18 protein-coding genes and 1 tRNA gene are annotated in these 18,379 nt (G+C 62.6%); 10 read left to right on the top strand and 9 right to left on the bottom strand.

Features of this window, described 5'->3' with window-relative positions:
• Nucleotides 1–4: 4 nt before the first annotated feature.
• The 4 genes from BMY03_RS17060 to yaaA form a co-directional block, all read right to left on the bottom strand.
• Nucleotides 5–1,171 carry an alginate biosynthesis protein Alg44 gene (locus BMY03_RS17060; protein WP_038706777.1) on the bottom strand — a complete coding sequence of 389 codons (1,167 nt, stop codon included), beginning with the start codon at nt 1,169–1,171 and terminating at the stop codon, nt 5–7.
• Nucleotides 1,172–1,205: 34 nt separating this feature from the next.
• Entirely contained in the window at nt 1,206–2,687 is a 1,482-nt protein-coding gene (locus tag BMY03_RS17055; RefSeq protein WP_177182921.1) for a glycosyltransferase family 2 protein, read from the bottom strand.
• A 71-nt stretch (nt 2,688–2,758) separates the two neighbouring features.
• Nucleotides 2,759–4,075 carry a nucleotide sugar dehydrogenase gene (locus BMY03_RS17050; protein ID WP_023629296.1) on the bottom strand — a complete coding sequence of 439 codons (1,317 nt, stop codon included), beginning with the start codon at nt 4,073–4,075 and terminating at the stop codon, nt 2,759–2,761.
• Between the two features lie 771 nt (nt 4,076–4,846).
• Complete coding sequence (gene yaaA, locus BMY03_RS17045) at nt 4,847–5,626, bottom strand: peroxide stress protein YaaA (protein WP_094011730.1); 780 nt, start codon at nt 5,624–5,626, stop codon at nt 4,847–4,849.
• 149 nt (nt 5,627–5,775) lie between these two features.
• Between yaaA and BMY03_RS17040 the strand changes: the two genes are divergently transcribed.
• A complete protein-coding gene (locus tag BMY03_RS17040) occupies nt 5,776–6,894 on the top strand; it encodes a polysaccharide deacetylase family protein (protein WP_094011778.1) in 1,119 nt (372 codons plus the stop codon).
• A gap of 14 nt (nt 6,895–6,908) precedes the next feature.
• On the opposite strand, the gene BMY03_RS17035 is transcribed toward BMY03_RS17040, so the two are convergent.
• Nucleotides 6,909–7,799, bottom strand: coding sequence for a bestrophin family protein (locus tag BMY03_RS17035; RefSeq protein ID WP_023629295.1), 891 nt, complete (start codon nt 7,797–7,799; stop codon nt 6,909–6,911).
• Nucleotides 7,800–7,989: 190 nt separating this feature from the next.
• On the opposite strand from BMY03_RS17035, the gene BMY03_RS26180 reads away from it, so the two are divergent.
• Entirely contained in the window at nt 7,990–8,151 is a 162-nt protein-coding gene (locus BMY03_RS26180) for a helix-turn-helix domain-containing transcriptional regulator (RefSeq protein WP_110604816.1), read from the top strand.
• A 155-nt stretch (nt 8,152–8,306) separates the two neighbouring features.
• Here BMY03_RS26180 and BMY03_RS17030 read toward each other — a convergent pair whose 3' ends face one another.
• From BMY03_RS17030 to BMY03_RS17020, 3 genes are all read right to left on the bottom strand, one after another.
• Nucleotides 8,307–8,786 carry a GNAT family N-acetyltransferase gene (locus BMY03_RS17030; RefSeq protein ID WP_094011729.1) on the bottom strand — a complete coding sequence of 160 codons (480 nt, stop codon included), beginning with the start codon at nt 8,784–8,786 and terminating at the stop codon, nt 8,307–8,309.
• A gap of 72 nt (nt 8,787–8,858) precedes the next feature.
• Complete coding sequence (locus BMY03_RS17025; protein ID WP_094011728.1) at nt 8,859–9,317, bottom strand: hypothetical protein; 459 nt, start codon at nt 9,315–9,317, stop codon at nt 8,859–8,861.
• 114 nt (nt 9,318–9,431) lie between these two features.
• Nucleotides 9,432–9,516, bottom strand: a tRNA-Leu gene (locus tag BMY03_RS17020).
• A gap of 109 nt (nt 9,517–9,625) precedes the next feature.
• Here BMY03_RS17020 and queA point away from each other — a divergent pair.
• From queA to BMY03_RS16990, 6 genes are all read left to right on the top strand, one after another.
• Nucleotides 9,626–10,675, top strand: coding sequence for a tRNA preQ1(34) S-adenosylmethionine ribosyltransferase-isomerase QueA (gene queA, locus BMY03_RS17015; protein ID WP_094011727.1), 1,050 nt, complete (start codon nt 9,626–9,628; stop codon nt 10,673–10,675).
• A gap of 14 nt (nt 10,676–10,689) precedes the next feature.
• A complete protein-coding gene (gene tgt / locus BMY03_RS17010; protein WP_023629281.1) occupies nt 10,690–11,805 on the top strand; it encodes a tRNA guanosine(34) transglycosylase Tgt in 1,116 nt (371 codons plus the stop codon).
• 42 nt (nt 11,806–11,847) lie between these two features.
• Entirely contained in the window at nt 11,848–12,183 is a 336-nt protein-coding gene (yajC, locus tag BMY03_RS17005; RefSeq protein ID WP_023629280.1) for a preprotein translocase subunit YajC, read from the top strand.
• A 64-nt stretch (nt 12,184–12,247) separates the two neighbouring features.
• On the top strand, nt 12,248–14,110 hold the full coding sequence (gene secD, locus BMY03_RS17000; RefSeq protein ID WP_038706774.1) for a protein translocase subunit SecD: 1,863 nt from the start codon (nt 12,248–12,250) through the stop codon (nt 14,108–14,110).
• 10 nt (nt 14,111–14,120) lie between these two features.
• The gene (gene secF, locus BMY03_RS16995; protein ID WP_023629278.1) at nt 14,121–15,029 is read left to right on the top strand and encodes a protein translocase subunit SecF; all 909 of its coding nucleotides are present in this window, start codon (nt 14,121–14,123) and stop codon (nt 15,027–15,029) included.
• Between the two features lie 121 nt (nt 15,030–15,150).
• Nucleotides 15,151–15,699: a glycine zipper 2TM domain-containing protein gene (locus BMY03_RS16990; protein ID WP_023629277.1), complete on the top strand. Its 549-nt coding sequence runs from the start codon at nt 15,151–15,153 to the stop codon at nt 15,697–15,699.
• A gap of 67 nt (nt 15,700–15,766) precedes the next feature.
• Here BMY03_RS16990 and suhB read toward each other — a convergent pair whose 3' ends face one another.
• Nucleotides 15,767–16,585: a type III secretion system regulator SuhB gene (gene suhB / locus BMY03_RS16985; RefSeq protein WP_038706773.1), complete on the bottom strand. Its 819-nt coding sequence runs from the start codon at nt 16,583–16,585 to the stop codon at nt 15,767–15,769.
• A 151-nt stretch (nt 16,586–16,736) separates the two neighbouring features.
• Here suhB and trmJ point away from each other — a divergent pair, with 151 nt between their 5' ends.
• Both trmJ and cysE read left to right on the top strand, forming a co-directional pair.
• Nucleotides 16,737–17,492, top strand: coding sequence for a tRNA (cytosine(32)/uridine(32)-2'-O)-methyltransferase TrmJ (gene trmJ, locus BMY03_RS16980; protein WP_094011726.1), 756 nt, complete (start codon nt 16,737–16,739; stop codon nt 17,490–17,492).
• Between the two features lie 3 nt (nt 17,493–17,495).
• Nucleotides 17,496–18,284: a serine O-acetyltransferase gene (gene cysE, locus BMY03_RS16975; protein WP_023630640.1), complete on the top strand. Its 789-nt coding sequence runs from the start codon at nt 17,496–17,498 to the stop codon at nt 18,282–18,284.
• Nucleotides 18,285–18,379: the final 95 nt, after the last annotated feature.

Below are 18,379 nucleotides of genomic sequence, written 5' to 3'. Positions count from 1 at the left end.
CCTCTTACAGCCCGCGGGCCACGGCTTTGTCGATCAGCCAGTTCAGCGACGGGCCACGGTCGCTGTTGACCGAGGCCGGGCGGCCGGCGAGTTCGGCCGGCAGGCCGCCGTCGGGCTTGATCTGCACGCGGATGTCGGAGGCCAGGTTGTCGGTGTCCAGGCTCGAGCTGCCGGTGATCCGGCCACTGCGTACTTCATCCTCGCCGGCGATCTGGAAGTTGACCCGGGTGCCCGGCTTCACTTCATCGAACTGGCGGTAGCTGAAGCGCGCCTCGATGGTCGGGGTGCTGGTACGCGGGATCAGCGCGAACACCGGCTGGCCCTTGCTGGCGTACTGGCCGTCATCCACCAGCTGGCGCGAGACCACGCAGTCACACGGGCTGGTGAGGGTGCCGGAGAGTTGCTTGCCGAACAGCTCCTCGACCTTGGCCGGCTCCAGTTGCGAGTCGTCCAGGTGGCCTTTGAGCAGGTCGAGCATGCTGGTATTGAATGTCGCCAGTGGCGCGCCTTTGGCTACGCTGGCACCGTTTTCCACCAGGCTCTGCACGCTGCCATCGCGGGGCATGGTGACATTGGTGGTGGGTACCGCGACCACGCCGGCTTCGGCATGGCTGACGAAGTACAGGCCATACAGCGATTTGGCGACGAAGCCGAACGCCACCAGGCCGACCACGAACACCCCGGCGGTGACGGTGACCGCGCGCAGGCGGCCGAAGGCCGTCAGGCCGGAGCCACCGTCCTTCTGCTTGCGCGCCTTGGTAAAGTTGTCGCGCTGCAGGGTACTGAGTACGTCGCCGGCGCTGATCAACTCGCCGGACAGATGGCTGGTGATGATATGGCGCAGGGTGGCGATGTCGCGCGGCTCCAGGTTCTGGAACTCGGCGCCGGTACGGCCGGTGTCGCGGCTGTTGGTACGTACCAGCAGCTCCACGTCCATCGACAGGCCGAGGTTGTCGACCACGAACTGCAGGCGGCCGCGCAGCACTTCGCCTTCGGCCAGGGGCTTTGGCGCATGGAAGGACAGGCCCCCGGCGGACAGGTCGTCAACCTTCACCTCGTGTGGCTCGCGGTTGCCGTCCAGGTAGCGCAGTTTGGCGGGGATGCGCACCCGGGCATGCTGGCGCTGCGCTTCGGATTCATGCACGACGTTGACGTTCACGGCGGTATTCATGGCGATATTCGTTCCTGTTATCCGATCCGGGGGCTCACACGACCATGAACAGCACGGCGACGAAGACGCTCGCGGCCGAGAAGGTCATGGTCCGCGAGGACCAGGTGTTGAACCATTGTTGAAAACTTGCGAGGTCGCGCTTGAGGGCAGTGGGCTGGCGGGTCCAGGACTGCTTGTCGAGACGGAAGAACACGTAGATCTTCATCACCGCGCCGACGATCTGGTTGTAATAGAGGATCAGCGGGTAGGCGGGGCCGACGTTGTGGCCCGAGCACAGCAGCATGATGGTGAGGATCAGGCGGGTGATGCCGATCCACAGCAGGTACACCAGCAGGAACTGCAGGCCGAACTTGAAGCTGGCGATCACCGCCACGGTCAGGCCCAGCAGGCTGGTCCACATCGACACGCGCTGGTCGAGCAGGACGATGCTGGTGAACAGCCCCAGGCGCTTGAGGCCCAGGCCCAGGGCACGGGAGTTCTGCCGCAGGTTGTTGCCGTACCAGCGGTACATCAGTTTGCGGCTGGCCTTGACGAAGCTCTTTTCCGGCGGGTGCTCCACCGTGTTGATCGCCGCGTCAGGCACGTAGAAGGTGTCGTAGCCCAGGCGCATCAGGCTGAACCAGCTCGACTTGTCGTCGCCGGTGAGGAACTTGAAGCGGCCTAGGCGCCAGTGCATCAGCGAGTCGCTCTCAACGTCGGCGATGAACTCGGGGTTGGTCACTACGCTTGCGCGGAACATCGACATGCGCCCGGTCATGGTCAGCACGCGCTTGCTCAGGGCCATCGAGCACATGTTGATGTGGCGCTGGGCGAAGCGCAGCTTGTGCCACTCGCTCATGATGTAGCCGCCGCGCACTTCGCAGAACTCGTTGGTGGTCAGGCCACCGACGTTGGGGTAGAGCTTGAACCACGGCACGGTCTTGCGCACCACGCCTTCGGCCAGCACGGTGTCGCCGTCGATCACCGCGACCACGGCGTTTTCGTCCGGGAGCATCCGCGAGATGGCGCGGAAGCCATAGGCCAGGCCGTCGCGCTTGCCGGTGCCGGCGATGCGCACGATGTCCAGGGTGACGTGTCCGGGCGGGTTGTACTTGGCCCACAGGCTCTTGACCAGCAACTCGTCGGACTTCTCCACCAGCGAGCAGACCACCGTGGTGGGGAAGCCACAGTCGATCGCCTCGCGGATCACCGAGCTGTAGACCTGGGCGGTGGTCAGCGCATCGATGCGGAAGCTGGTGACCATCAGGTACACATGCGACGGGTCGGCGGCCTGGCCGAGCTTCTGCACCTTGCGGCGCAGGTACGGGTAGACCAGGTACAGGAAGATCATGCCGCGGATGAAGTGGGTGGCGCCCATGGAGTAGCGCCAGATGCCGACAGCGCCGACCAGGAAGATGAAGTGCTTCGATTGCGAATCGAAGATATCGCTGGGCAGGGCCAGGGCGATCAGCATGAGCAGGCTCATGTAGAGCAGCCAGCCGGCGCACTGCAACAGCACTGTCTGGAACCTTTGCATGTTCGGCATCCGTCGAGAATTCGGGGTGGGAAGGGCGGCGCGCTGGGGAGGGACGCGCCGCCCGACCGGGTTTACCAGCAGATGCCTTCGGTGCGGCTGGTGGTGCAGGTTGGCTTGTTCATGAAACCGACCAGGTCGATCACTTGCTTGCCGGCCGGCGCCTGTTGGGCCAGGGCTCGGAATTTCTCGTCACGGTTGCCCAGCACGATGATGTCGGCGTCGTTCACCACCTGCTCGAAGTTGGCGTTGAGCAAGGAGGACACATGCGGAATCTTCGATTCGATGTATTCCTTGTTGGCGCCGTGCACCCGGGCGTATTCGACGTTCTGGTCGTAGATGTCCAGCTGGTAGCCCTTGCCGATCAGGCGCTCGGCCAACTCCACCAGCGGGCTCTCGCGAAGATCGTCGGTACCGGCCTTGAACGACAGACCCAACAAGGCGACCTTGCGCTTGTCGTGGCTCTCGATGATGTCGAAGGCGTTCTGCACCTGGGATTCGTTGCTGCGCATCAGCGAGTCGAGCAGCGGCGCCTTCACGTCCAGGCTCGAGGCGCGATACGTGAGGGCACGTACGTCCTTGGGCAGGCACGAGCCGCCGAAGGCGAAGCCTGGGCGCATGTAGTACTGCGACAGGTTGAGCACCTTGTCCTGGCAGACCACGTCCATCACATCGCGACCATCGACGCCGACCGCCTTGGCGATGTTGCCGATCTCGTTGGCGAAGGTGACCTTGGTCGCGTGCCAGACGTTGCAGGTGTACTTGATCATCTCGGCCACTTCGATCGGCTTGCGGATCACCGGGGCATCGAGTTCTTCGTACAGGGCTTGCAGGACGTCGCCGCTGGCGCTGTCCAGCTCGCCGATGACGGTCATCGGTGGGTGGTCGTAGTCCTTGATCGCGGTGCTTTCGCGCAGGAACTCGGGGTTGACCGCCACGCCGAAATCGACACCGGCCTTCTTGCCCGAGCAGTCTTCGAGGATCGGGATTACCACGTTCTTGACGGTGCCCGGCAGCACGGTGCTGCGCACCACGATGGTGTGACGGCGGGTAGTGTCGCGCAGCACGTAGCCGATCTCGCGGCACACCGACTCGATGTATTCCAGGCCCAGGTCGCCGTTCTTCTTGCTCGGTGTGCCGACGCAGATCATCGACACGTCGCTGGCGCGGATGGCTTCGGCGAAGTCCGTGGTGCCGCGCAGACGGCCATTGGCGATGCCTTGCTGCAGCAACTCTTCCAAGCCCGGTTCGACGATGGGCGACTTGCCCTGGTTGATCAGGTCGATCTTGGTGCTGGACACGTCCACCCCAATCACGTCATGGCCTCGTGCCGACAGGCAACCGGCACAGACTGCACCCACATAACCCAAACCAAAGATGCTGATACGCATCGCATTCACCTCATGTGTTTATCACGCCAGCCCTTCAGCGAAGAGCCGACCGGGTTGATTGACCAGCAGTTTTCGGGCGCACGGTTCCATGGCGAATTGACACTTCACCGAACGCAGGCATGAATAAATCCGGAGCGCAAAAAGTTCTGCACTCAAAGTTGGCAGTCAAAGGCCAATATTTAAAAGGCGTGCCCTGAAATGCAGCCGTCTTTATTGCAAATCGCCGTTCGCGAATTGCTGTGCTTGTTTTTTCAAGTGGATAAATCCTTTGAAATCAACCACTAGGACGAATTTTAGGGGCGCTTGTCTCCTGCATGGATAATGGCTTCAGGCACTTCCTGTACCGCCGTTGAAGTTCTCGGGCCGGTTAGGGATGGGGGCCCTTTGTCATCTGTAAGTCATTTCTCACGTTCAGCGCTTGAAACTCGTTACGGGTGCTATGAGCCATTGGGCGTAGTAGAAGTTCCTGAGGTGGTTGCCCCACGGTGAAAGATTTCTAAATATTTTTTCAGAGGGAAATACTTTCAATCTGATAGCACGGCGCAGTTTCGTCCCCGTATATAAAGGGTGAAAACGAAGCGCGATGGTTATATGCCAGCATGCGAAAATTTTTTTCAAAATCCGTCAAAAAACTACGAACGGTCTTATGGCGTTTTGCGATAAGGATAATGGGGATGGTTTTTTGGCGTCTGTTATTTGGCGATTTTCAGGCGCAAGCTTGCCCTATTGCGGGGCAGGGGTGGGATGGGGGCGCAAGCGCCCCCGGGGCCATCAGCCCTCAGCGTGATCGCGCAGGAACACCAGGTGATCTGGCTTCGACTGCTCGGCACTATAGTAGTAGCCCTGCGCATCGAAGCGCTTGAGCTGCTCGGGGTCGTTGACCCGCTCCTGGATCACGAAGCGGCTCATCATCCCGCGGGCTTTCTTGGCATAGAAACTGATGATCTTGTACTGGCCGTTCTTCAGGTCCTTGAAGTCGACGTCGATCACCCGCGCCTTCAGGGCGCTTTTCTTCACCGCGCTGAAGTACTCGTTGCTGGCCAGGTTCAGCAGCACGTCGTCGCCCTGGTCGGCCAGGGCCTGGTTCAGCCACTCGCTGATGCGCGTGCCCCAGAAGGCATACAGGTCCTTGCCGCGGCCGTTGGCCAGCTTTGTGCCCATTTCCAGGCGGTAGGGCTGCATCAGGTCCAGCGGACGCAGCAGGCCGTACAGGCCCGAGAGCATGCGCAGGTGATCCTGGGCATAGCTGAAATCGTCCTCGCCCAGACTTTCGGCATCGAGCCCGGTGTAGACGTCGCCCTTGAACGCCAGTAGCGCCTGCTTGGCGTTGGCCGGGGTGAAATCCGGGGTCCAACTGCCGAAACGCGCGGCATTGAGGCCGGCGAGCTTGTCGGAGAGGTGCATTAGCTCGGCGATTTGCGCCGGCGACAGCTCGCGCAGTTGCACGATCAGCTCCTGGGAATCGTCCAGGTACTGGGGCAAGGTATGGCGTTGGGTCACCGGCGGGGTGTCGTAGTCGAGGGTCTTGGCGGGGGAAATCACCGTCAGCATCGGGTCGGCTCCTGGAATCGTCGGGCGAATTCTACGGGGCTGCTGGCGCAACGCCAAACTATGGCGACGATAGTCAGCGAACATCGCCACAGGCAACCGGCGGCTGTCGCGTTATAGTGCGCGCCAAGTCTTCTAGGAGAATGCACATCGTGCGTATCGCGTTTGCCCTGCTAGCCGGGCTCCTGAGCCTTGGCGCGCAGGCGGCCCCGGCCGATTTCGTCAGTTTCGACCGTGAGCGCTGGCCGGAGCAGTTGAATAGCCCGGCTTTGTACGACGTGGCGTCGCGGGCGGAGATCCTGTCGTTCGCCCGCGTGCTGCACGAAAGCGAGATGCTCGACGAGCCGGCGCTGAAGGCCCGGCTGGGCCTGCGCCAGATCAACCTGACCGTGGTGCGGGCAGTGCGGGCGCGCTTGTGGCAGCGTCTGTGGACCAGCTATCAGCAGGCGCAGCGCAGTTGCGAACAGGACGCCTCGTTCTGCTACCCGGTGGAATCCATGTCCGATTTGCGTACACAGGCCGCTGTGTTCGCCGAAGATGTCGGCTCGTTCTATGCCGAGTGGGTCGAGCCCAGTCATCAGTTCCACACCCGTTACCTGGATGAGCAGCTGCGCAAGGCTGCGCTGTTTCCCCAGACCACCAGCGAGGTGGCCAAGCTCTCCGATCGTGAACGCAACGGCGAGGAACTCAATGACCGGATGTTCCTGCTGACCTTCGTCAGCGGCCCCGCCCCCCAGGGCGGTAGCACCGATGCGCTGGCTGACTACCTGCGCCGGCAGAAGCTCGACGGGATTTTCTTCGTGCTCGGCAATCGCCTGCAGCAACGGCGCGATGCCGGCCCGCTGGGCGAGCTGTACGCCGGCCAGTGCGTGGGTATCCAGGGCTGGGAGTACCGCTCCCATGCCCAGTGGCAGGATTGGCAGGATTCACTGCGGCGCAGCCAGGCACGGGTGCAGGCCGACCTGGCCGAGCAGTATGTGCCGCTGTTCCGTCCGCCCTATGGCCAGCGCCGCGCCGATGGCGAAGCGTTCCTGGACAGCCAGCAGCTGCGGGTTTCACTGTGGGACATCGACGCTCAGGATGACGGCCCGCTGAGCGCCGAGGCCTCGGCGCAGCGGGTGCTGACGCTGATGCTTTTGTGGCGCAAGGGGGTTATCCAGTTCCGTGACGGCTTGCCCAAGGCCCAGCCGGCGCTGGAGTGGTTGTTGCAGCACACGGCCCAGAGCGGGATCGGTTGGGAAGGCTGTCGGGAGTACGCACGGCTGGAGTAAGCAGGGCCGAGGGCTCAAGGCACGCGGGCCGCACACTGCGCCTCACGCTGCATCGACTCCAGGTTGCGTTCGATGGTCTCGCAGATCGTGTCCATCGGGATCTGATGCTCGCTGATGCGGAACGGGCTCTGCAGGTCCGTGCCGATCCGTTCGATCGCCAGCAACATGAAGCCGACGACCGTCGAAGCCAGCGGCGTGAACCAGCCCAGCGACTCCACCAGCCCCACCGGCACTATCAGGCAGAACAGCGTGATGAACAGCCGTGGGAAGTACACATAAGGGTAGGGCAGCGGCGTATTGGCGATCCGCTCCATCCCGCCCTGGGCGTTGGACATGTCCACCAGCGTCGATTCCAGACGCGCCAGGCGGATGCTGTCCAGTCGCCCGGCCTGGTATTCCTGGGCCAGCAGCGCCGCCGAACCGCTGAGGATATCGTTGGCAAAATTGTTGGAGCGATTGCGCCGTTCGAACTCGCCGGGCGGTATGAAGGCCATCAGCTCATCCGGGCATTTCTCGTTCTTGAGATGGGCGGCCAGGCAGTTCACATAGGCGATATGCCGACGCAGCAAGGTCGCCTTCACCGGGTTCGGCCCCTCAGCCGGGTCGTCGACCAGCGTCAGCACCTGTCGGGCGAAACTGCGTGAACTGTTCACCAGCGCCCCCCACAAGGTGCGCGCCTCCCACCAGCGGTTGTAGGCACTGCTGTTGCGAAAGCTCACCAGCACCACCAGCGCCGAGCCCAGCAGGGTGAGCGGGATCAGCGGCAGGCTGAACTTGCTGTTGAAGAACAGCATGAAGTCGATGGTGACCAGCACGTCCCAGATCAGCAGCCAGAACAGCGACCAGCCGATGTAGCCGAAGGTCTTGACCACCAGGCGGTACTTGCGGGCGAGGAGGGCTTTCACGTTGGGGAACCTCGAAGCGGGGCATGCAGGTTCCGACGTCGCGGGAGAGGATAAGGTTCGCTGGGATTCGTGGGCAGGGTGTAACGTGGCTTTTCTGTTCAGCACTTAAGAAGAGGCCTACATCAAGCGGTAAGGCTTCTCTCGCGGGGATGGTTTAGGCTCTGACCCATTCACTTTGAGGAAGTCGAGCATGACCAGTGAACTGACGTCATTCAATATTGCGGATCTACTGGATTCAGAGGCCGCGATTCAGGAATACCTGTCACAGGTACTGGCCGAAGGTGACGCAGATGAAATCATTCGAGCACAGTCCCATGTCCAGGCCGCACGCTTGCGCACTACAGATGGCTAGTCCAGCCAGACTCCTTGCACCCGGTCTTTTTTACTGCGCTGTCGCACGGTGAGCAGAATTGCGAGCATCGTCAGCGTGGGAGCGGGCTTGCCCCGCGATGGCTGCAACGCAGCCTCAATCCAGTCCACACTGCACACCGGTAAACCATATCAACCTCAGTCCAACACCTGCTTCATCTGCACCAGCGCCACCCGGCTCCCATCCGGTGCCCGCCGCTCCTCGATCCTGAACGGTACAAAACCCAGCTGTGGATAAAGCAGCAACCCTGCGGTGTTGTGATTGAAACACGATACCCAGACCTCCCGCGCTGCGAACTCTTCGCGAGCCAGGCCGATCATGCACTGCACCAGATAACGTGCCACCCCCTGACCCCGCGCAGCCGGCGCCACCACCACATTACCCAGCGCGCAGACGCCGCCGTGTTCGGCTTTGTAGAAATTGGCGAAGCCAACGATCACGCCATCGGCCTCGATCACTGTCGAACCGCAGCGCTGGGCAATGGCTTCGCTCAGTTGTACGGGGGTAAGCGGGTAGGTGGCTTTGGGGAACATGTAAAACAGTTCCTCGGCGTCATGGGCAAAGCGGCAAATTATCGGGACATCGGCCGGTGTCACCGGGCGGTGGCTCAAGGGCATGGTGGCGATCCGTACTCGAATGGAGCTCCAGCATACGCCACGGCCTCACCATTGCACGCGCCCAGGGCGCGATTACCCGAGGCAGTAGAGGAGGGTGGAGCAGATGATCGTCTGATTGATCACCAGGCCAGCCGCAACCCAGGCGCCTGCCAGGGCAAGGGCGGTGAGTGGTGCTGCCAGCTTCGTCAAGCGCAGCGCCAGGCAGGCGCCGATCAGCGCCCCAGGCAAGCTGAACAGGTAGACGAACCAAGCCATGACGTCGCCTCTTCCGCCCGTGAAAAACCAGAGGTAGAAAAGCGCCAGGTAAAGTGCCATCGCCAATGCTGTACCGCCGATCACCGGTTTTGGCGCCCTGAGGATTAACAGAATGATCAGGATAGCGGCTTGCGGTCCCCAGATATCGACGACATTTCCCCAGAAGAACCTATCGAATGGCGAGATGCAGGTGGTCACCGCCATGCCGCCGAGCAAACCAGGCAGCACGGTCCAGAGGTTTGTTCGCGTTCCTGTGATCAATTGCGGTAATGACATGCCATGGACTTCCTGTCGTTATGGCGGTGAAGGTTGGTCGCCGATAGCGTGCTTTTACTTCACCTGTTTTCAGACACAAAAAAACCGACCATAAGGTCGGTTTTTTCTGGATCTTGGTGCCCCGAGGGAGACTCGAACTCCCACTCCTTTCGAAAACGGATTTTGAATCCGCCGCGTCTACCAATTCCGCCATCAGGGCTTGTGGCGCCGCAGTATAGAGAGGTCGCCCAAGGTGGTCAATCGGCTTTCATGGTCAATTTTCACGCATTGGGCTAAACTTCCCGGCCCTGTCGAACCCGAACATCATCATGCGCGTCGCCGATTTTTCCTTCGAACTCCCCGATTCCCTGATCGCCCGCCATCCACTGGTCGAGCGTCATGGCAGCCGCCTGCTGGTGCTCGATGGCCCCAGCGGCGAGCTGGCCCACAAGCAGTTCACCGACCTGCTCGACTACCTGCGCCCCGGCGACCTGATGGTGTTCAACAACACCCGGGTGATCCCGGCGCGGCTGTTCGGCCAGAAAGCCTCCGGCGGCAAGCTGGAAGTGCTGGTCGAGCGCGTGCTCGACAACCACCGCGTGCTGGCCCATGTGCGTGCCAGCAAGGCGCCTAAGGAAGGCGCGCAGATCCTCATCGACGGTGGCGGCGAGGCCGAGATGGTCGCCCGCCACGATACCTTGTTCGAGCTGCGTTTCAGCGAAGAGGTGCTGCCACTGCTCGAGCGCGTCGGCCATATGCCGCTGCCGCCGTATATCGACCGCCCCGACGAGGGCGCCGACCGCGAGCGCTACCAGACCGTCTACGCTCAGCGCGCCGGCGCCGTGGCCGCACCCACCGCCGGCCTGCACTTCGACGAGGCGCTGCTGGAAAAGATCGCCGCCAAGGGCGTCGAGCGCGCCTTCGTCACCCTGCACGTAGGGGCGGGTACCTTCCAGCCGGTGCGGGTCGACAAGATCGAAGACCACACCATGCATAAAGAGTGGCTCGAAGTGAGCCAGGATGTGGTCGATGCCGTGCAGGCCTGCCGCGCCCGTGGCGGGCGGGTGGTCGCCGTGGGCACCACCAGCGTGCGTTCGCTGGAAAGCGCGGCGCGCGATGGCGAGCTCAAGGCGTTCAGTGGCGACACCGACATCTTCATTTTCCCGGGCCGGCCGTTCCATGTGGTCGATTGCCTGGTCACCAACTTCCACCTGCCGGAGTCCACGCTGCTGATGCTGGTCTCGGCCTTCGCCGGTTACCCCGAGACCATGGCCGCCTATGCGGCGGCGGTCGCGAACGGTTACCGCTTCTTCAGTTACGGTGATGCCATGTTCATCACCCGCAATCCGGCGCCACGCGGCCCAGAGGATCAAGCATGAGTCGCACCTGTCGAATGTCGTTCGAACTGCTGGCCACCGACGGCAAGGCCCGTCGCGGCCGGCTGACCTTCCCCCGTGGCACGGTCGAGACCCCGGCCTTCATGCCGGTGGGCACCTATGGCACGGTCAAGGGCATGCTGCCGCGTGATATCGAGGCCATCGGCGCCGAGATCATCCTTGGCAACACCTTCCACCTGTGGCTGCGCCCGGGTACCGAAGTCATCAAGAAACACAACGGCCTGCACGATTTCATGCAATGGAAGGGCCCTATCCTCACTGATTCCGGTGGCTTCCAGGTGTTCAGCCTGGGCGCCATGCGCAAGATCAAGGAGGAAGGCGTGACCTTCGCATCGCCAGTGGACGGTTCCAAGGTGTTCATGGGGCCGGAAGAGTCCATGCAGGTCCAGCGCGACCTGGGCTCGGACATCGTGATGATCTTTGACGAGTGCACCCCGTACCCGGCCGAGCACGACGTGGCGCGCACCTCGATGGAGCTGTCGCTGCGCTGGGCCCAGCGCTCGAAGAACGCCCATGGCGACAACACCGCGGCGCTGTTCGGCATCGTCCAGGGCGGCATGTACCAGGACCTGCGCATGCGCTCGCTGGAAGCGCTGGTCAACATCGACTTCGATGGCCTGGCCATCGGTGGCCTGTCGGTGGGCGAACCCAAGCACGAGATGATCAAGGTGCTGGACTACCTGCCCGCGCAGATGCCGGCTGACAAACCTCGTTACCTTATGGGGGTAGGCAAGCCGGAAGATCTTGTAGAGGGTGTGCGCCGCGGCGTCGACATGTTCGACTGCGTGATGCCCACGCGCAACGCGCGCAACGGCCATCTGTTCGTCGATACCGGGGTGATCAAGATCCGCAACGCGTTCCATCGCCACGATGAATCGCCGCTGGATCCGACCTGCGATTGCTACACCTGCACCAACTTCTCCCGCGCCTACCTGCACCACCTGGACAAGTGCGGCGAAATGTTGAGCAGCATGCTGAATACCATCCACAACTTGCGCCATTACCAGCGCTTGATGGCCGGTTTACGCGAGGCTATTCAACAGGGTAAATTGGCCGCCTTTGTCGACGCCTTCTACGCCAAGCGCGGGCTTCCCGTTCCGCCTTTGGACTGACTGTTCGCAATCATTATTAGAAAATTCCATTAGGAGAGCCCAATGAGCTTCTTTATCCCCGCCGCCTACGCGGACGCAGCAGCACCCGCCGCCGGCCCAGCCGGTACCGGCTTCGAGTGGATCTTCCTGGTCGGCTTCCTGGTCATCTTCTACCTGATGATCTGGCGCCCGCAGGCCAAGCGTGCCAAAGAGCAGAAGAACCTGCTGAGCAACTTGCAAAAAGGTGACGAAGTTGTCACCAACGGCGGCATCGCCGGCAAGATCGTCAAGGTTGCCGATGACTTCGTGGTCTTGGAAGTGTCCGACAATGTCGAGCTGAAGTTCCAGAAGGGCGCCATTGCCGCGACCCTGCCAAAAGGTACGCTCAAGGCTATCTGAGTTACCGGTTTCATTTTTCCAGTCGGGGCGCGCAAAGCGCCCCGCGTCTTGAACGGGCGGCGTGATGCTGAACAAATACCCTCTGTGGAAATACCTGCTGATCGTGGCTGTACTGGCGGTCGGCTTCATTTATTCCGCACCCAACCTCTATCCGGATGATCCGGCGGTGCAGATCAGCGGCGCCAGTTCCGCCCTGCATGTCAGCCAGGCCGATCTCGATCGCGTCACCAAGGCGCTGACCGATGCCGGCATCACCGTCAAAGGCGGCAACCTGGGCGAGAAGGGCAGTGCGCTGGTGCGCCTGACCAACCAGGAAGACCAGCTGCCGGCCAAGGATGTGGCGCGCAAGGCCCTCGGTGACGACTATGTCGTGGCCCTGAACCTGGCCCAGACCACTCCGCAGTGGCTGCGCAACCTGGGTGCCAGCCCGATGAAGCTCGGCCTGGACCTGTCCGGTGGTGTGCACTTCCTGCTGGAAGTGGACATGGACAAGGCCATGACCGCGCGCATGAAAGTCTACGAAGGCGAGGTCAAGACCTTGCTGCGCAAAGAGCGCGTCCGCTACCGCAGCCTGCCGCAGCAGGACGGCGGGATCATGCTGGGCTTCGCCGACGATGCCACCCGCGAACAGGCGCGCAGCCTGATCCGCAAGAATTTCAGTGATTTCGACCTGACCACCACCGAGCGCAACGAGCTCGCCGTGCTGCGCCTGGCACTGACCCAGGCCAAGATCGCCGAGATCCGCGAATACTCCATCAAGCAGAACCTGACCACCGTTCGCAACCGTGTGAACGAGCTGGGCGTGGCCGAGCCGCTGGTGCAGCGCCAGGGCGCCAACCGCATCGTGGTCGAGCTGCCGGGCGTGCAGGACACTGCCGAAGCCAAGCGTATCCTCGGCAAGACCGCCAACCTGGAGTTCCGCTTCGGTGCCGAGCCAGGCGCGTCCAAGGCCACCACCGAGGTGTTCGAGTTCCGCGAAGGCGGCCGCTCCGCTCCGGTCGAGCGCGGCCTGATCATCACCGGTGACCAGGTCACCGACGCCCAGGCCAGCTTCGACGAGCACGGTCGCCCGCAGGTGAACATTCGCCTCGACGGCCATGGCGGCGAGCTGATGAGCCGCGCCACGCGCAGCAACGTCGGTCGCAGCATGGCGGTGATCTTCATCGAGCAGAAGCCGGTCACCCGCTACCAGAAGCAGGTGGTCGACGGCGTCGAGAAAGAAGTCGCGGTGCAGACCTTCCAGGAAGAGAAGAAAATCATCAGCCTGGCGACCATCCAGTCGCCGCTGGGCAGCCAGTTCCGCATCACCGGCCTGAACGGCCAGGGCGAGTCGTCCGAACTGGCCCTGCTGCTGCGTGCCGGTGGTCTGGCCGCGCCGATGTACTTCGCCGAAGAACGTACCATTGGCCCGAGCCTGGGCGCCGACAACATCACCAAGGGTATCGACGCCTCGCTGTGGGGCATGCTCTTCGTGTCGCTGTTCATCATCGCCATCTATCGTGCCTTCGGCGTGCTGGCGACCATTGCCCTCGCGGGCAACATGGTCCTGCTGCTGGCGTTGATGTCGCTGCTGGGCGCCACCCTGACCCTGCCGGGCATCGCGGGTATCGTGCTGACCATGGGTATGGCGGTGGACGCCAACGTGCTGATCTTCTCGCGTATCCGTGAAGAGATCGCCGCCGGCATGTCGGTGCAGCGCGCCATCCACGAAGGCTTCAACCGGGCCTACTCGGCGATCGTCGACGCCAACCTGACCACCTTGCTGGTCGGCGGCATCCTGTTCGCCATGGGTACCGGCCCGGTCAAGGGCTTCGCGGTCACCATGTCCCTCGGGATTTTCACCTCGATGTTCACCGCCGTCATGGTGACCCGCGCACTGGTCAACCTGACCTGCGGCGGGCGTGACATCAAGAAGCTGTGGGTTTGAGGGAGCTGCGATGAAAACCATCAACTTCATGGGCGTGCGCAATGTCGCGTTCGCCATTACCGTGCTCCTTACCGTGCTGGCGCTGTTCAGCTGGTGGCACAAGGGCCTGAACTTCGGCCTGGACTTCACTGGCGGCACGCTGATCGAGCTCACCTATGAGCGCCCGGCGGACCTGGAGAAGGTGCGTACCGAACTGGTCGGCTCTGGCTTCCACGATGCCGTGGTGCAGAGCTTCGGCGCCACCACCGACCTGCTGGTGCGCATGCCGGGCGATGACCCGCAACTGGGCAACCGCGTGGCCGAGGCGCTGCAGAAGATCGGCGGCGACAACCCGGCCACGGTCAAGCGCGTCGAGTTCGTCGGCCCGCAGGTGGGTGAAGAGCTGCGTGACCAGGGCGGCCTCGGCATGCTTCTGGCCCTGGGCGGCATCCTCATCTACCTGGCGTTCCGCTTCCAGTGGAAGTTCGCTGTGGGCGCGATCATTTCGCTGATCCACGACGTGGTGGTAACCCTGGGTATCCTGTCGTTCTTCCAGATCACCTTTGACCTGACGGTGCTGGCGGCGGTGCTGGCGATCATCGGCTACTCGCTCAACGACACCATCGTCGTGTTCGACCGGGTGCGCGAGAACTTCCGTGTGCTGCGCAAGGCCTCGCTGATCGAGAACATCAACATCTCGACCACCCAGACCCTGCTGCGGACCGTCGCCACCTCGGTGTCGACCTTGCTGGCCATCGCCGCGCTGCTGTTCTTCGGCGGCGACAACCTGTTCGGCTTCTCCCTGGCGCTGTTCATCGGCGTCATGGCGGGTACCTACTCGTCGATCTACATCGCCAACGTGGTGCTGATCTGGCTGAACCTGAGCAGTGAAGACCTGATTCCGCCAGTCAAGAACGAGGGTGTGGACGAACGCCCGTAAGGCTTGGCCCTGCGCCGCCTGGCGTAAAGAAAGGCGCGAGTGTTGAACTCGCGCCTTTTTTTTTGCTCCAAGGCAAGGAGAAGGCGGGCCATATCCCCGCAGGTACGATCAGGAGGTTCACGTGAACAAATCAATGCTGGTGGGTGCGGTTCTGGGTGCTGTCGGTGTGACTGCCGGAGGTGCTGTGGCGACCTACAGCTTGGTGAACAAAGGGCCTGAGTACGCCCAGGTCACCGACGTGCAGCCGATCAAGCAGCAGGTGAAGACGCCGCGCGAGGTCTGCAAGGATGTTACCGTGACGCGTCAGGCGCCGGTCAAGGATCAGCACCAGATCGCCGGTACGGTGGTCGGTGCGCTCGCCGGTGGCCTGCTGGGTAACCAGATCGGCGGCGGTACCGGCAAGAAGATTGCCACCGTGGCCGGCGCGGTCGGTGGTGGCTATGCTGGCAACAAGGTGCAGGAGGGCATGCAGGAGCGTGACACCTACACCACCACGCAAACCCGGTGCAACACGGTCAATGACATCAGTGACAAGGTCGTGGGCTACAACGTGACCTATTCCATTGGTGATCAGGTCGGCAAGGTGAAGATGGATCACGAGCCGGGCTCGACCATCCCGCTGGACAAGAACGGCAAGCTGATCCTGAGTCAGAATCAGCCGGGGCAGTGAAGCTGCGTCAGTGCCAAAACGAAAAAAGCACCTCGAGAGGTGCTTTTTTTGTGCTCGCTGTCGGCGCTTAGCGCTTCATGTGTTCCGGCAGGTGCGGCTGGATGGCAGTCAGCACGGCCTTGAAGCACTTGATGTTGCCCGCGACGATGTGGCCTTTTTCGAGGAATTCGTGGCCACCGTTGAAGTCGCTGACCAGGCCGCCCGCTTCCTGGATCAGCAGCACGCCTGCGGCCATGTCCCACTCGGACAGGCCCGACTCCCAGAAGGCGTCGAAGCGGCCGGCAGCCACGTAGGCCAGGTCCAGGCTGGCGGAGCCGGCGCGGCGGATGCCGGCGGTCTGGCCGGTCAGGGCGCGGAACATGCCCAGGTAGTTGTCCAGGTCGGCCATCTGGTTGTCACGGAACGGGAAGCCGGTACCCAGCAGGGCGCCTTCCAGGCTGGTGCGCGAGCTGACGCGCAGTCGACGGCCATTGATCTGGGCGCCACGGCCGCGGCTGGCAGTGAATTCTTCCTGGCGAACCGGGTCGACGATCACGGCGTGCTCGAGGCGGCCACGGTATTTGCAGGCGATGCTGACAGCGAAGTGCGGCACGCCACGCAGGAAGTTGGTGGTGCCGTCTAGCGGATCGATGATCCACAGGTAGTCCTTGCCTTCTTCGCCGGTGCCGGCGTGCAGGCCAGTTTCTTCGCCCTGGATGGAGTGGTTCGGGTAGGCCTTGCGCAGGGCCTCGACGATGACCTTCTCGGCGGCGCGATCAACCTCGGACACGTAGTCCTTGGCCTGCTTTTCGTCGACTTTGATGCTGTCCAGGCGTTCGATGGAGCGGAAAATCAGTTCACTGGCGCTGCGAGCGGCGCGCAGGGCGATATTCAGCATAGGCTGCATGGGAAGGTCACCTGGAGATGTTAAAGAGGAAAGCCGGCCATTCTAGCAGAAATCTTTGACGACAGAAGTGTCACATTTGCTTTCATGGCGTTACGCTGGTCGGTTCTGTAAGATCGAACCCTCCTTTTTCTGCATCCGAGAGCACGACACCTTGCTGCAAAATATTCGTGTTGTCCTGGTCAATACCAGCCACCCCGGCAACATCGGCGGCGCTGCGCGTGCCATGAAGAACATGGGCTTGTCGCGCCTGGTGCTGGTGCAGCCGAAAGAATTCCCGGCCGCCGATGCCTCGGCGCGCGCCTCGGGTGCCGACGATGTGCTGGCCGGCGCCCAGGTGGTCGACACCCTCGAGCAGGCACTGGTCGGCTGCAGCCTGGTCATGGGCACCAGCGCCCGCGAGCGCAGCATCCCCTGGCCGCTGATCGGCCCCCGTGAGTGCGGCACCAAGGCGGTGGAGCACGCCCTGGCCGGCGAGGAAATCGCTCTGGTGTTCGGTCGCGAGCACGCCGGCCTGACCAACGAAGAACTGCAGCGATGTCACTTCCACGTGCACATTCCCTCCAATCCCGACTTCAGCTCGCTGAATCTGGCCGCCGCAGTCCAGGTGCTCGCCTACGAGGTGCGCATGGCCTCGTTGGCGGTGCAGGACACGGCGCCAAAGGTCGAGAAGGCGGACGCCAATGAGTTGGCGACCATGGACGAAATGGAGCTGTTCTATGACCACCTGGAAAAGACCCTGGTGGACATCGGCTTCCTCGACCCTGCCAAGCCCAAGCACCTGATGCCGCGCATGCGCCGGCTGTATGGGCGCAGCTCGGTCGAGCGTACGGAAATGAGCATTTTGCGCGGCATCCTCACCGAGACCCAGAAAGTCGTCCGGGGCGAGCCGCATAAACGGAAGGACTGAACGATGTTCGAGCGTCTGCGTGAAGATATTCAAAGTGTTTTCCATCGTGACCCGGCGGCGCGCAATGCCTTCGAGGTGCTGACCTGCTACCCGGGCATGCACGCCATCTGGCTGCACCGCCTGGGCAATGCCCTGTGGAAGCGCGATTTCAAATGGCTGGCGCGCCTGGTGTCGAACTTCGGCCGCTGGCTGACCGGCATCGAGATCCACCCGGGTGCGACCATCGGCCGGCGCTTCTTCATCGACCACGGCATGGGCATCGTCATTGGCGAAACCGCCGAGATCGGCGACGACGTGACCCTCTACCAGGGTGTCACCCTTGGCGGCACCAGCTGGAACAAGGGCAAGCGCCACCCGACCCTGGAAAACGGCGTCGTGGTCGGTGCCGGGGCCAAGGTCCTGGGCCCGTTCACCGTTGGTGCCGGGGCCAAGATCGGCTCCAACGCCGTGGTCACCAAGGCGGTGCCCGCCGGCGCCACGGCGGTGGGCATCCCGGGACGGATCATCGTCAAGACCGAGGATGACGCCGTCGAGGCCAAGCGCAAGGCCATGGCCGAGAAGATCGGCTTCGACGCCTATGGCGTCAGTGGCGACATGCCGGACCCGGTGGCGCGCGCCATCGGCCAGATGCTCGACCATCTGCAGGCCGTCGACGAGCGCCTGGAGGGCATGTGTGGCGCGTTGACCCGGATGGGCAGTGACTACTGCGCCAAGGAGCTGCCGGCGCTGCCCGACGACGACTTCGCCGAAGCCTGCGTCGAGCTGAAGCAGGGCGACACTCGGTCGCATTGATTGCGCCGGCCCGATACAAGGGGCGTGTGCTTGCGCCCCTTGTCTGCTACACTCGCGGCCGCCTCCCGCATGCATACCCGACTAAAGCACTAGGT

The organism is Pseudomonas soli (assembly GCF_900110655.1).
Taxonomy (GTDB): domain Bacteria; phylum Pseudomonadota; class Gammaproteobacteria; order Pseudomonadales; family Pseudomonadaceae; genus Aquipseudomonas; species Aquipseudomonas soli.
This window is presented reverse-complemented; position numbering and strand designations above follow the sequence as displayed.

Excerpts from the sequence above, each read along its gene's own strand:
- BMY03_RS17030 (WP_094011729.1), bottom strand. The coding sequence starts at position 8,786 with ATGCCCTTGAGCCACCGCCCGGTGACACCGGCCGATGTCCCGATAATT.
- yajC (WP_023629280.1), top strand. The coding sequence starts at position 11,848 with ATGAGCTTCTTTATCCCCGCCGCCTACGCGGACGCAGCAGCACCCGCC.
- queA (WP_094011727.1), top strand. The coding sequence starts at position 9,626 with ATGCGCGTCGCCGATTTTTCCTTCGAACTCCCCGATTCCCTGATCGCC.
- BMY03_RS17055 (WP_177182921.1), bottom strand. The coding sequence starts at position 2,687 with ATGCAAAGGTTCCAGACAGTGCTGTTGCAGTGCGCCGGCTGGCTGCTC.
- yaaA (WP_094011730.1), bottom strand. The coding sequence starts at position 5,626 with ATGCTGACGGTGATTTCCCCCGCCAAGACCCTCGACTACGACACCCCG.
- BMY03_RS26180 (WP_110604816.1), top strand. The coding sequence starts at position 7,990 with ATGACCAGTGAACTGACGTCATTCAATATTGCGGATCTACTGGATTCA.
- tgt (WP_023629281.1), top strand. The coding sequence starts at position 10,690 with ATGTCGTTCGAACTGCTGGCCACCGACGGCAAGGCCCGTCGCGGCCGG.
- BMY03_RS17060 (WP_038706777.1), bottom strand. The coding sequence starts at position 1,171 with ATGAATACCGCCGTGAACGTCAACGTCGTGCATGAATCCGAAGCGCAG.
- secD (WP_038706774.1), top strand. The coding sequence starts at position 12,248 with ATGCTGAACAAATACCCTCTGTGGAAATACCTGCTGATCGTGGCTGTA.
- suhB (WP_038706773.1), bottom strand. The coding sequence starts at position 16,585 with ATGCAGCCTATGCTGAATATCGCCCTGCGCGCCGCTCGCAGCGCCAGT.
- BMY03_RS17050 (WP_023629296.1), bottom strand. The coding sequence starts at position 4,075 with ATGCGTATCAGCATCTTTGGTTTGGGTTATGTGGGTGCAGTCTGTGCC.
- secF (WP_023629278.1), top strand. The coding sequence starts at position 14,121 with ATGAAAACCATCAACTTCATGGGCGTGCGCAATGTCGCGTTCGCCATT.
- cysE (WP_023630640.1), top strand. The coding sequence starts at position 17,496 with ATGTTCGAGCGTCTGCGTGAAGATATTCAAAGTGTTTTCCATCGTGAC.
- BMY03_RS17025 (WP_094011728.1), bottom strand. The coding sequence starts at position 9,317 with ATGTCATTACCGCAATTGATCACAGGAACGCGAACAAACCTCTGGACC.